Annotated in this window: 11 protein-coding genes and 1 pseudogene; 3 read left to right on the top strand and 9 right to left on the bottom strand. The window is 61.0% G+C overall.

From position 1 onward, the window contains the following. Positions 1-32 precede the first annotated feature (32 nt). The 9 genes and pseudogenes from fis to JFT58_RS23680 all read right to left on the bottom strand — a co-directional run bounded on the left by fis (position 33) and on the right by JFT58_RS23680 (position 10,281). Positions 33-353 carry a DNA-binding transcriptional regulator Fis gene (fis, locus tag JFT58_RS23720; RefSeq protein WP_002555375.1) on the bottom strand — a complete coding sequence of 107 codons (321 nt, stop codon included), beginning with the start codon at positions 351-353 and terminating at the stop codon, positions 33-35. Continuing rightward, positions 350-1,363, bottom strand: coding sequence for a tRNA dihydrouridine synthase DusB (gene dusB / locus JFT58_RS23715; protein WP_034126416.1), 1,014 nt, complete (start codon positions 1,361-1,363; stop codon positions 350-352). Before dusB ends, fis begins: the two co-directional genes overlap by 4 nt. A 185-nt stretch (positions 1,364-1,548) precedes the next feature. Next, the gene (locus JFT58_RS23710) at positions 1,549-2,796 is read right to left on the bottom strand and encodes a DUF3426 domain-containing protein (RefSeq protein WP_054896397.1); all 1,248 of its coding nucleotides are present in this window, start codon (positions 2,794-2,796) and stop codon (positions 1,549-1,551) included. Positions 2,797-2,826: 30 nt separating this feature from the next. Continuing rightward, on the bottom strand, positions 2,827-3,705 hold the full coding sequence (gene prmA, locus JFT58_RS23705; RefSeq protein ID WP_034134793.1) for a 50S ribosomal protein L11 methyltransferase: 879 nt from the start codon (positions 3,703-3,705) through the stop codon (positions 2,827-2,829). 262 nt (positions 3,706-3,967) lie between these two features. Continuing rightward, a complete protein-coding gene (gene accC, locus JFT58_RS23700; RefSeq protein WP_003188188.1) occupies positions 3,968-5,329 on the bottom strand; it encodes an acetyl-CoA carboxylase biotin carboxylase subunit in 1,362 nt (453 codons plus the stop codon). A 17-nt stretch (positions 5,330-5,346) separates the two neighbouring features. Next, complete coding sequence (accB, locus tag JFT58_RS23695; protein ID WP_003188191.1) at positions 5,347-5,811, bottom strand: acetyl-CoA carboxylase biotin carboxyl carrier protein; 465 nt, start codon at positions 5,809-5,811, stop codon at positions 5,347-5,349. A 24-nt stretch (positions 5,812-5,835) separates the two neighbouring features. Continuing rightward, positions 5,836-6,291 (bottom strand): type II 3-dehydroquinate dehydratase, encoded by a 456-nt coding sequence (aroQ, locus tag JFT58_RS23690; RefSeq protein ID WP_003188192.1) that lies wholly within the window; start codon positions 6,289-6,291, stop codon positions 5,836-5,838. A gap of 304 nt (positions 6,292-6,595) precedes the next feature. After that, a pseudogene (locus JFT58_RS30855) lies at positions 6,596-7,111 on the bottom strand (methyl-accepting chemotaxis protein); the annotation flags it as partial. 1,499 nt (positions 7,112-8,610) lie between these two features. Beyond that, positions 8,611-10,281 (bottom strand): response regulator, encoded by a 1,671-nt coding sequence (locus JFT58_RS23680; RefSeq protein WP_034126420.1) that lies wholly within the window; start codon positions 10,279-10,281, stop codon positions 8,611-8,613. A 298-nt stretch (positions 10,282-10,579) separates the two neighbouring features. On the opposite strand from JFT58_RS23680, the gene JFT58_RS23675 reads away from it, so the two are divergent. The 3 genes from JFT58_RS23675 to JFT58_RS23665 all read left to right on the top strand — a co-directional run bounded on the left by JFT58_RS23675 (position 10,580) and on the right by JFT58_RS23665 (position 12,864). After that, positions 10,580-11,647, top strand: coding sequence for a DUF2333 family protein (locus JFT58_RS23675; protein WP_003188197.1), 1,068 nt, complete (start codon positions 10,580-10,582; stop codon positions 11,645-11,647). Between the two features lie 2 nt (positions 11,648-11,649). Beyond that, complete coding sequence (locus JFT58_RS23670) at positions 11,650-12,186, top strand: NUDIX hydrolase (protein WP_034126422.1); 537 nt, start codon at positions 11,650-11,652, stop codon at positions 12,184-12,186. 306 nt (positions 12,187-12,492) lie between these two features. Next, a complete protein-coding gene (locus JFT58_RS23665) occupies positions 12,493-12,864 on the top strand; it encodes a translation initiation factor Sui1 (protein WP_003188201.1) in 372 nt (123 codons plus the stop codon). Positions 12,865-12,973: the final 109 nt, after the last annotated feature.

Raw genomic sequence — 12,973 nt, 5'->3', positions numbered from 1 at the left:
TACGCGGGCGCCTTTCTGGTTTGATTGAATGCTTACAGCAAATCGTACTGCTTGAGCTTTTTGCGCAACGTGCCACGGTTGAGGCCCAGCAGCTCACTGGCTTTGGTCTGGTTGCCCTTGACGTAGTTCATCACGCTTTCGAGCAAGGGCGCCTCGACTTCGGAGAGCACCAGGTTGTACACATCCGTGACGGAAGCGCCCTCAAGGTGGGCGAAATAATTGTGCAGCGCCTTCTCGACACTCCCGCGAAGGGTCTGGCCTTCTTCGCTGGGCGTGTTGAGGTGCTGTTTCAAATTGACATTGTCGCTCACGGGTGTTGTTCCACTCACTAAAGTCTCGGTCATCATCGTCATGCGGCCACCCCTTCTCCATCCCCTGTTCCCAGGCTCTTGTCGCGTCCGGCGAAGAACTCACGAACGGTGGCGACCTGTGCCTGCGTTTCATCCAAACGATTGAACTGAGCGCGGAATTCCTTGGCGCCCGGCAAGGTGGCGAGATACCAGCCGACATGCTTGCGAGCAATGCGTACTCCCATCACGTCCCCATAAAAGGCGTGCAGGGCGGCCAGATGCTCTAGCAGAATACGTTCCACCTCGACCAACTCTGGTGCCGGCAAGACTTCACCGGTACGCAGGAAATGCTCGATTTCACGAAAAATCCACGGCCGCCCCTGGGCGGCCCGGCCAATCAACAAGCCATCGGCACCGGTCGCGTGCAGCACGCGCCGGGCTTTCTCGGCACTGTCGATGTCGCCATTGGCAAAGACGGGCATCGACACGGCCTGCTTGATCGCGGCAATGGTGTCGTACTCGGCTTCACCGGTATAAAGGTCGGCGCGGGTACGGCCATGCACCGCCAGCGCTGTAATGCCTGCCTGTTCAGCGATCTTCGCCACCGTCAGGCCATTCTTGTTGTCCCGGTCCCAACCGGTACGAATCTTCAGGGTCACCGGTACATCCACTGCGCCGACAACGGCCTGCAGGATCTCGGCGACCAACTGCTCATCTTTCAACAGTGCGGAACCGGCGGCCTTGTTGCAGACCTTCTTGGCCGGGCAGCCCATGTTGATATCGATGATCTGTGCACCCAGCTCCACATTGGCCCGTGCGGCATCCGCCAGCATCTGCGCATCGCCCCCGGCGATCTGCACCGAGCGTGGCTCGGGATCACCTTCGTGGATCATGCGCATCCGCGACTTGCGGGTGTTCCACAGACTCATGTCGCTGGTAACCATTTCAGAGACTACTAGACCCGCGCCCAGACGCTTGCACAGCTGACGAAAGGGCTGGTCGGTGACACCCGCCATCGGGGCGAGGATCAAGCCGTTTTGCAATGTGTATGGGCCGATGCGTACCGCCGACATAGGACTTCCCTGTTGTGGGGCCGGATCATTAGAGTTCGAAAAAGGGTTGGCATGATACCCGCTCTCGATGACTGGTTAAAGGCTGAATTGGATAAAATCTGAACAGTTACTTTTTTATCGCCATCGGTTTGGTTGACGGCGGTCAAGTCAATAATCCGCCGTCAAACCTCGGTGGGCACGCCGTTTTACTCGGGCGAGTGGAAGCTCAGGCTGTAGTTCACGGCTCTATTGCCCGGATCAAGAATGTCCAGGGAGATGTGGATAGGCGTCTGCGAGGGCATTTCGCTGACGCCAGCCAACTCGCCGCTGAGGTATTCGGCGGGCTTGAAGCGACGACTGGCAATCAGGCTGCCGTTCAAGTCCGCAAAGCGCAACTCCAGCAGCGGGAAGGGCTGGGAGAAGGTCGCACGGTTATAGATGATGGCATCGACCACCAGCGCCCCGGCGAATTCGGGGTGGCTGCGCACCACCAGATTGCTGCTCTTTATGTGAGTAATGTCGACCCGCGATGGCACGGTGCACCCCAGTTTCGGGCATAACGCCTGGAACCAGGGACGGTAGGCGTCCTGGCGGGCCAGGTCGTCGAATTGGTAGGCGATGTACTGGCCGGCCAGACCGGCAGCGGCGAGTACCACCAACAATATCCAGACCAGACGGCGACCCCAGCTTGACGGACGCTTCTGCGCATACAGGTGCAGGGGGTCGTCTTCCAGGTCCTGGAGTAACTCGTCGTGTACACCAGCCTCCGTTCGCGCGCGCTTGGGGCGCGGCTGTGCGCGGTCTTCGGGTTCAGGTTCATCGTGCTCGTCGCGGGTGGGTATCAGCGGCGGGTCGAGGTCGTCATCCACGGTAGTGGCGTGCAGAGCTGGTTCGTCATCGAGTTCGTCGACGTGGGCCGACATGGACGGTTCGGTGCGCTGTTTGGACGCAGGTGCCTTAACCGGCTCGGGCTCTTCTTCTGGTGCCTGGGCGCGCTCTTCGGGTGGCTCACTGAACAGGCTGGCCGCCCACTTTTCTTCCTCGGCCTTGACCGTATCGCGGCTGGCGCTGAAGGACTCTTCCTTTTGCCGGCGGTCGGCACCTGGCTGGCGACGTTCCGCACCCAAGGCCTGGGTATGTTGGATCTCGCGACGTTCCAGCTTGGCCAGTTCCTTGTCCAGGTTATCCAGGTCCAGCTCTTCGGCCGTCCACTGTTTCTGGCTGATGGCCCGTGGTGGCTCGGGAGGTGCTTCGCCAATCGGTTCGGGGGTTGTCGGCGCTTCAGGTTCCGGCGCAGACGCCTGGGCACGTTGCTCCAGCAACTGGCGAGCGGCGTTGAACACTTGCAGGCACGAGCCGCAACGCACCACGCCGCGGGCCACGCTCAATTGAGCGTGGTTGACGCGAAAGCGCGATTGGCAATGTGGGCACTGGGTGACGAAACTGTCGGTCATGCGGCCATCCGATTCAGGCAAGCGCTCATTCTAGCGCCGACGACCGCTGATGCGTACCCAGCCATCACGGTTGGCGATCGGGTCCAGCTCGAAGTCTTTGGCGTAGGCCGCAGCCACGTCTTCACCTTGCTCGGCGAGGATGCCCGACAGCGCCAGGCGCCCGCCCGGCTTGACCAGGCTCGACAGTTGCGGCGCCAGCGACACCAGTGGCCCGGCGAGGATATTGGCCACCAGCACATCGGCTTGAACCTGGGGCAGGTCCTCAGGCAGGTAGAGTGGGAATTTGCCTTCGGCAATGTTGTTGCGCCCGGCGTTATCGCGGGAGGCTTCCAGGGCCTGCACGTCGATATCGGTGCCCACGGCCTCCTTGGCGCCCAACAGCAGGGCGGCGATGGCCAGGATCCCCGAGCCGCAACCGAAGTCCAGTACGTTGCTATCGGTCAGGTCCTGGCCGTCCAGCCATTCCAGGCACAGGGCGGTGGTCGGGTGCGTGCCGGTACCGAACGCAAGGCCCGGGTCCAGCAGCAGGTTGACGGCGTCTGGCTCGGGCGCGGCGTGCCAGCTTGGCACGATCCACAGGCGCTGGCCGAAACGCATGGGCTGGAAGTTGTCCATCCAGCTGCGTTCCCAGTCCTGGTCTTCGATGACTTCGCTGTGATGCTCGGGCAGCGGGCCGCCGGTGAGCAGTTCCATATGGGCCAGCACGGCGGCGGCGTCGGTGCCGTCCTCGAACAGGGCCAGCAAGTGGGTGTGGGACCACAGCGGCGTGGTGTTGAGTTCCGGCTCGAAAATCGGCTGGTCTTCGGCGTCCATGAAGGTCACCGACACGGCGCCCACTTCGAGGAACGCGTCTTCGTAGGTTTCGGCTTGTTCTGGGCTGATGGCGAGACGGACTTGCAGCCAAGGCATGGCGGGCACCTTTGAAAAAAATGAATGTGCGGCGGGCAGGCCGCGAAAGCGCGCAAGTTTACGCGAGAGCAAGCCAGAAGACGACTGCGCCGACGATCGTTCCCGCGCTCGGCGTGGGAATGCCGCCTCGGACGCTCCGCGTCCCGTTGTTAAGGCGTGGTGCGGAGCGCCACAAGAGGCGTTCCCACGCGTGGGAACGATCAGGGGGCGGTGGCCCATAAACAACAAAACCGCCCGAAGGCGGTTTTGTTGGGTGGAGCACTTACTGGTTGGCCAGCTTGTGTTCCAGGTAGTGAATGTTCACACCACCTTCGCAGAAGCCTTCATCACGAACCAGATCCCGATGCAGCGGGATGTTGGTCTTGATGCCGTCGACCACGATTTCGTCCAGGGCGTTGCGCATACGGGCCATGGCCTCGTCGCGAGTGGCGCCCCAGGTGATCAGCTTGCCGATCAGCGAGTCGTAGTTGGACGGAACCTTGTAGCCGCTGTACAGGTGCGAATCCACACGTACGCCGTTGCCGCCGGGCGCGTGGAAATGCTTGACCAGGCCAGGGCTTGGGATAAAGGTTTTCGGGTCTTCGGCGTTGATGCGGCACTCCAGGGAGTGGCCGTGCATCTTCACGTCGTCCTGGGTGAAGGACAGCACGTTACCGGCTGCGATGCTCAGCATCTCCTTGACGATGTCGATACCGGTGACCATCTCCGATACCGGGTGCTCTACCTGCACACGAGTGTTCATCTCGATGAAGTAGAAGCGGCCGTTTTCGTAGAGGAACTCGAAGGTACCGGCGCCACGGTAGTTGATGTCGATGCACGCCTTGACGCAACGCGCCAGTACTTCCTGGCGGGCTTTCTCGTCCAGGCCCGGTGCCGGGGCTTCTTCCAATACCTTCTGGTGGCGACGTTGCAGCGAGCAATCGCGATCACCCAGGTGGATGGCGTGGCCCTGGCCGTCGGACAGTACCTGGACCTCCACGTGACGTGGGTTGGTCAGGTACTTCTCCAGGTAGACCATCGGGTTGCCGAACCAGGCGCCCGCTTCGGAGCGGGTCTGCTTGGCGGCTTCGATCAGGTCTTCTTCCTTGTGCACCACGCGCATGCCGCGACCACCACCGCCACCGGCGGCCTTGATGATCACCGGGTAGCCGACTTCGCGACCAATGCGCAGAGCGGTTTCCTCGTCTTCAGGCAGTGGGCCGTCGGAGCCTGGAACGGTGGGCACACCGGCCGCGATCATGGCGTCCTTGGCCGAGACCTTGTCGCCCATCAGGCGAATGGTTTCGGCTTTCGGGCCGATGAAGGCAAACCCGGATTTTTCCACTTGTTCGGCGAAGTCGGCGTTTTCCGCGAGGAAGCCGTAGCCCGGGTGGATGCCATCGGCGCCGGTCACTTCTGCCGCGGCGATGATATTCGAGACTTTCAGGTACGAGTTCGTGGCCAGTGGCGGGCCGATGCAGATGCTTTCGTCCGCCAGTTTCACGTGCATCAATTCGGTATCGGCCGTCGAGTAAACAGCGACGGTCTTGATGCCCTCTTCCTTACAGGCGCGCAGGATACGCAGCGCGATCTCGCCGCGGTTGGCGATCAGGACTTTTTGCAGTTTCTTCGCAGGTTTCAACATCGAAGGCGCTCCGCGGTTCAAACGATGGTGAACAGCGGCTGGTCGTACTCAACCGGCTGACCGTTTTCTACCAGGATGGATTCAATGACGCCGGCTTTTTCCGCGGTGATGTGGTTCATCATTTTCATCGCTTCAACGATGCAGATGGTGTCGCCCACTTTCACGGTCTTGCCCACTTCAACGAAGGCTGGCGAGGTCGGTGCCGGGGTGCGGTAGAAAGTACCGACCATTGGCGACTTGACCACGAAGCCGTTCAGCGCAGGAGCGGCTGGGGCGGCAGGTGCAGCGGCGGCGGCAGGTGCGGCAGCCGGAGCTGCAGCGGCTGGAGCCGGTGCTTGCATCTGTGGCGCGTAGAACTGTTGGGCCGGGGTCTTGCTGTGACGGCTGATCCGTACGGACTCTTCGCCTTCCTTGATTTCCAGCTCGTCGATACCGGATTCTTCCAGCAGTTCGATCAGTTTCTTAACTTTACGGATATCCATGAATCATCAACTCCCAAGGGTCGGTCAGGGGCGTTTAGCCTGTTCTTCAATGTGTTCCAGGGCGGCCTCCAGGGCCAGTCGGTAACCGCTGGCGCCAAGGCCGCAGATCACTCCTACCGCTACGTCGGAGAAGTAAGAGTGATGGCGGAAAGCTTCGCGTTTGTGCACGTTCGATAAATGCACTTCGATGAATGGGATGCTCACCGCCAGCAGCGCGTCACGTAATGCAACGCTTGTGTGCGTAAAAGCGGCGGGATTGATCAGAATAAAGTCCACGCCTTCGCCGCGCGCGGCATGGATGCGATCAATCAATTCATACTCGGCATTGCTTTGCAGGTAGAGCAAATGGTGGCCGGCTTCACGGGCCCGCTTTTCCAGGTCGAGGTTGATCTGGTCCAGGGTCACTGCCCCGTAGACGCCCGGTTCGCGGGTGCCAAGCAGGTTCAGGTTGGGTCCGTGAAGAACCAGTAAGGTCGCCATTGGCTGTTCCTTGTTATTGGTGTGGGTGCGTCAGAACCCGGCGACTATGCCGCAAAGCCTTTGTGACTGTCCAGTTCTATGCAGTAGCCGGCACGATTAGCGAGGATTGCGCAAAATTTGTGACTGGGAGACGGCATTTGGTCAGTGTGGGAGCTGATCGCACCCACGCTCCGCGTGGGCACGCATCCAGTGACGCTCTGCGTCACGGCTTTAAAGCGGGACGCGGAGCGTCTGGGGCGACATTCCCACGCGGAGCGTGGGAACGATCAGCCACATTGCGGTCTTCATAGAGGGCCGGATCGGGTTAGACGCGGAAGGCTTGCACGGCGGTAGTCAGTTGCCCACCCAGTACCAGCAGGTGCTCGCCCTGGCTACGGCCCTGGCCAATACGCAGCAAATTATCCTCACCCAATTGATGAATCCGCTCACTGTTGTCGCGTATCTCGCTCACGGCGCCACTCTGCTGCGCGGTCACATCGGCAATGCGTACGGCGGTATCCGAGATGGTCTGGATCGCCCCGACGATTTCATCCAGCGCGCCATCCGCCGCCTGGGCCTGCTGGGCGGTGGCTTCGGCGTGTTCGACCTGGGCGCGCATGCCTTCTACCGACTGGTGCGCGGCGCTTTGCAGGCCGGCGATCAGGCCCTGGATTTCGGCGGTGGCGCCGGCAGTACGCTGGGCCAGGGAGCGCACTTCGTCGGCTACCACGGCGAAACCACGTCCGGCTTCACCGGCGCGGGCGGCTTCGATAGCGGCGTTGAGCGCCAGCAGGTTGGTCTGGTCGGCAATCGAGCGAATCACCGTGAGCACGCCGCCGATGGTGGCGGACTCTTCGGCAAGTTTCTCGATCATCTGCGCGTTTTGCTGCACTTCGCCTACCAGCGCATGCAGCCCGGTGAGGCTCAGGCCGATAACGCGCTGGCCTTGCTCCACGGCTTGGCCTGCACTGCGACTGGCCCCGGCGGCCTGGCTGGCATCCCCGGCGACTTGCTGGATGGTGGCTTCCAGCTCGCCCAGGGAATCACGGATTTGCGCGGTGTCGCCGGCCTGGCGCTCGGCTCCGTCGTGCAGGCCGCTGCTCAGTTCGGCCAGGGCGCGGCTGCTGCCTGCCACTTCTTCGGCATTGCCACGGATGGTGCCGACCAGATCCACCAGGTAGGCGCGCAGGCGGTTAAGGGAGGCCTCGATATCGTGCAGTTCACGGTTGGTCTTGCCCAGGGCAATCGGTTGGCTGAAGTCGCCTTCGGCCCAGGTCGACAAGGCGGGTGCCAGGTTGGTCAGCACGCGCGCCAGGCGGCGTTGCAGGGTATCGATCAGCAATGCGATCAGCAGGATCAGACCAATCATCACCCCCTGCATCACACGCACTTCACCCTGAATCTTCGCGTGTTGCGCGCGCACCACGGGTTCCAGGCCGGCGATGGCCTGTTGTACGTTGGTGATTTTAAGGTGGGTGCTGGCGGCGAGATCGGCGCGTTGCTGGATCTGTTCACGGGTGCGTTGGAGTTCGGCGGGGTAGCGGGTCAACAGGCTGTTGAGTTCGCGCTTGAGGTCGACGCCGGTGTCCTGGGCTTCGGTTTTTTCGGTATTTTCCAGGCCCATCAACGCGGAAAAATCATCGGTGTTTGATTCAGCGCTGGCCTTTATTCCCAATAAGGGCAACTGCGCAAGCAGGTCGGCCTGAGTGCGCAGGTTGGTCACTTCCCGCTCGACATCCGCGGCCAACTCGGCGCGCCCGCTGCTGACTAGCTTGTCGCGGGCCAGGGACAGTTTGCCCAGGTGCTGTGAGGCTGCGAGCAATGGCGACATATAATGCGCAGCCTCCGCGGAATTGACACCGCTGGCGTACTGGCTCAATTGTTCCAGGTTCGCGCCCAGTTCACGCTCGGCTTGCAGCAACAGGGCTTGCGGGTCGCCAGCCAATTTACCGGCGGCCAACAGGTCGGTCTTGCTGAAAGTCTCCAGGTCCATGAGGCTGGGGCGCAGGTTTTGCGCCAAGTCGGGCGGCAGTTCGCCCAGCTGAAGCTGCAGGCTTTCCAGGCTCTGGGTGGCACTGCTCAGCCGCAGGGCATCGCCGCTGGCCAAGTAGTCCTCGATGTTACGGGCAGCCTGGTTTTGAAAGACCTGGGACAACCCGAGGTAGCGCTCCATCAACAAGTACGGACGCTCCAGCGCCCGTTGCGACCACCACAGTGTCGCCCCGAGGGCCAGGCACACAGCCACCAGCAGAAGGGTATTGAGATTGGTCAGCAGCTTCAGGCGCATGCGGGGTTTCAACCGACGGCAAGAGATAAGCGCCTGAATTTATTGCGTTTGTATTACAGCGTTATGACCGAATCGGTGGATTCTGGTGAAAAGATGGCACTTTGCTTTGATGTACGAGCGGCTTGCACGCGATTACGTCCGGCGTCTTTGGCGCGGTACAGCGCTTCGTCAGCCTGGGCGGCCATCATCAAGCTGTCGGAACCGTCGCACAGCTCCACCAGGCCGGCGCTGAAGGTGCACCACAAATCCTGCGGTTGGGCGGGGTAGTGGATTTCTGCAAAGCGCCGACGAATGTCGTCCAGCACCTTGCAGGCCGATTCCAGGTCGGTGTCGGGCATCACGATGGCGAACTCTTCACCGCCGTAGCGGCCGATGTAATCGGTCTTGCGCAAACGCTGCTTGAGAAACAGTGCCAGGCTCTTGATCACCCGGTCGCCCATGGGGTGGCCGTGGCTGTCATTGACGCGCTTGAAGTGGTCGATATCGAGCATGGCAAAGCTCAACGGCTTGTTCTCACGGCGTGCGCGGAAGCTGCAATCTTCGAGCAGTTGCAGGATATGCGTGTGGTTGTACAGCCCGGTCAGGCTGTCGCGCACCATCCGTGCCTTCAGGTTGCGTGCACGCGACGCACGGTTGCGCACGGTGGTGATCAGGTGACGCGGCTTGATCGGTTTGGTGAGGAAATCGTCACCGCCCTCGCTCATCGCATCCAGCTGTTTATCCAGGTCGTCCTCAGCCGACAGGTAAATGATCGGCACACTGACGTAGCGGTCGTTGTGGCGAATCACCTTGGCCAGTTCGGTGCCGGTACAGGCAGGCATGTACATGTCGAGGATGATCAGGTCGGGCTGGAAATCCGCCAGCTCGGCCATGGCCTGGATCGGTTCGGTCAATGTGCGAGTGACAATGCCGGCACTGTTGAGCAGGCGTTCGGTGTGCAGCGCCTGGGCCCGCGAGTCGTCGATGATCAGCACTTTGTACGGTTCGTACTGGGCCGCGCAGGTTAGCACTTCGATCTTTTCCAGCAGGCTTGAGGCCTCCAGGGTGCCGGTCAGGAACTCTTCGCCGCCGGCGCGTACGGCGGCCAGGCGTGTCGGGGTGTCGGTTTCGTGCAGGCTGAAAAACAACAGCGGCAGCTTTTGCTCCAGGCCCTCCTGGGCCTCTGCCGCGAGCTTCAGGCCCAGGCCCGTGCCGCAGAAGTCCACGTCCATCACGATCGCTGACGGCAAACGCTCGGCCATGGACGCGCGAAAGGCGGCGACGCTGTCCAGGGCGTGGGCGCCCATGCCGAAGAACTCCAACTGCTTGGCCAGGCGTTCGGCGCGGTCATGGTCGGCCAGCATCACATAGATCGGCTTGCGCATCGGCGGCAGGAAGGTTTGCTCCAGCTGATCGCCCTGGCGCAGGCCGGTGCGGGACAGGCGTTGCATCAAGCGGTTGAGCTCGGTGATCAGTTGGCTGCTCAGACGGCCACGGTTCTCGTCCACAGCCTGCAAGGATTGACTGATATGCCGTGCCAGTTGTGTGTGTTCGGGCTGTTCGAAGCGTTCGGCGAAGCGTTGCAGGCGCAGGTTGGCTTCGCTGAGTTCGGAAAAGTCGGCGTTCGACCACTCGCTGCGTTGCAGGCGCTGCCAGATCTCAAGAATTTGACGTGCCTGATGAATTACCCGCTGGGCAAAGTGCTGCTTGAGACGCTCGCGGCTGGGGTCTTCTGACTCGGTCATATCCTGACTACTGTGAGGGTGCATGCTGAGGTCGACTGATGGCTCTATGCTAGCACCTCTTTTCTGATAGATGAGTGTCATACGTCAATTAAGTCTGCGTGCCTGCCATTCAGTTATTGACCAGTGGGTCGCGCAGCGTAAATCGCGTGCATCCTTTATAGTCCAAGCGCGCTGGTGCGCCACTTTCGTGTAAAAGCCCCGCACCGATGGGCACGATGGGGTAGGGTTGTGGTCGGAATGTCTGAACGCACCCGGACAATTGACGTGCATGAACTCAAGTGATTGAAAGGATATCGCCATGCTGGACTGGAAAAACCGCGAAGGCAGTGCCAAAGGCCCCGCCCCTGAGCCCAAGTCGGCCAACCGCAGCTATTTTCGCAACCTGCTGATGAGCCGGGCGTTGCTCAGCATCATCGGCTTGTACCTGCTGGTCACCGGTGGCCTGGGTTGGTACTGGAGCCAAGAGCCGGCGCTGTTTCCGGTGCAGCAAAATGCCCAGCTTGCCGCCGAGAAGGAAGGCAAGCAGATGGTGGTGGGTTACACCACCGTCGAAACCCTCAAGACCGTGGTTGGCACCTTGCTGAACAAGCCAGGCGGCTACATCTCCAACGACCGTTTCCCGCCAGGCTTGTGGATGGACAACATGCCGAGCTGGGAATACGGCGTGCTGGTGCAGGTGCGTGACCTCACCCGTGCCCTGCGTAAAGACTTCGCCCGCTCCCAGTCGCAGTCGGCTGAAGACGCTGACTTGGCCAAGGCCGAGCCGCGCTTCAACTTCGACAACAAGAGTTGGGTGCTGCCATCCAGTGAGTCGGAATACCAGGAAGGCATCAATTCCCTGAGCCGCTACGAAGCGCGCCTGTCTGACCCGAACCAGCGCGGCGCGCTGTTTTATGCGCGTGCCGACAACCTCAACAACTGGCTGGGCGATGTGGCCACACGTTTGGGCTCGCTGTCCCAGCGTCTGTCCGCCAGCGTGGGCCGGGTCAAGTTGAACACTGCGCTGAAAACCGAGGCGCTGGCGCCGGGTGAAGTGCCGCAGGTCGATGAAGAAGTGGTGGAAACCCCATGGATGCAGATCGACAACGTGTTCTACGAAGCGCGCGGCCAGGCATGGGCGCTGTCCCATCTGCTGCGTGCCATCGAAGTCGATTTTGCCGACGTACTGGCCAAGAAAAATGCCACCGTCAGCGTGCGCCAGATCATTCGGGAGCTAGAGGCCTCGCAAGAACCGGTATGGAGTCCTATGATTCTTAACGGCAGTGGCTTCGGCGTACTGGCGAACCATTCGCTGGTGATGGCCAACTATATTTCCCGGGCAAACGCTGCAGTGATCGACTTGCGTCAGCTCCTCAACCAGGGTTGATGATGGACGCTACTCAAAAGGAGGCCGCACACCGAGCAGCCTCCGACGCTGAACTGATCTGCTGGGTCGACGAGCAGGACCACCTGCTCGGTCACCTGGTCAGGTCCGACCTGCGCCAGCGCGGCTTGATCGGCCGTTGCACGTTTATCTTCCTGTTCAATTCCAAAGGCGAGCTGTGTGTGCACCGGCGCACGCTGAGCAAAGCCCTGTACCCGGGGTTCTGGGATACGGCGGCGGGCGGGATGGTGGCGGCGGGAGAAAGCTATGCCCTGTCGGCACAGCGGGAATTGGCGGAAGAGCTGGGCGTGAGTGGCGTGGAGTTGGTCGAGCACGATCATTTTTACTTTGAAGATGGCGACAGCCGCCTGTGGTGTACGTCCTACTCTGCTGTATGGGACGGCCCACTGTGTTTGCAGCCTGAAGAGGTCATGGAAGCGCGTTTTCTATCCATTGAAACGGTGCTTGCAGAGGCCGAGCAAAAGTCTTATTGCCCGGACGCCCAAGAGGGCTTGCGGCGGTATCTCGCCTCACGTCGCTAAAGTTGTATAAATTGGCGCCATTTGGCTCTTAGCAACTTGGCTTTTTGCCGTTACACTGCGCGCCTTTTCACCCGAACCGCTATTGTTTCACCCTGTAGGAGCGAGCTTGCTCGCGAAAAACGCCAAGACACCGCGTGCTGGCTGAATGCCCGCGTTATCGTTGACGATCTTCGCGAGCAAGCTCGCTCCTACAATGGTGGTGGCCTTGACGGTTCGGTAGCGCTGCCCCTGCCTGAGTGGGGCTTCGCGGTCGGTCACCGCCTTGTGCGGCGCCGATCAGTCTTCATCCTCCCAAGAGGATTGCCGGTGGCCAAAAAAGCCGCATCCTTCGCCGCCCTTGGTGGCCTGGTATTTTCCACCGACGCAGGTCGACACTGCCCGGACTGTCGTCAGCCCGTGGATTCGTGCACCTGCAAACAGACCCTGATCCCCGAAGGCGACGGTATTGCCCGCGTGCGTCGCGAGAGCAAAGGCCGTGGCGGCAAGACGGTGACCACTATCACCGGCGTGCCCCTGGCTGAAGAAGCCCTGAAGGAATTGGCCACCTCGCTGAAAAAGCGCTGTGGCACCGGTGGCGCGTTGAAAGACGGGGTTATCGAGATTCAGGGCGATCACGTCGAGTTGCTGTTGGCCGAGCTGATCAAGCTCGGGTACAAGGCCAAGAAGTCCGGCGGCTGAAAGCCTCTTCCCAACCTGTGGCTAAACTCTGTCCTGCCAGTGGGGTCTACTTCCCTTGCAGGCAAATCGTCATTTTCATTCTTTAGACTGCGCCAGCCTCCGCGAGAGG

The sequence above is a fragment of the Pseudomonas sp. MF6767 genome (genome assembly GCF_016405475.1).
GTDB lineage: Bacteria > Pseudomonadota > Gammaproteobacteria > Pseudomonadales > Pseudomonadaceae > Aquipseudomonas > Aquipseudomonas paracarnis.
The sequence above is the reverse complement of the archived record's forward strand: the minus strand, read 5'-3'. Positions and strand labels throughout refer to the sequence as shown.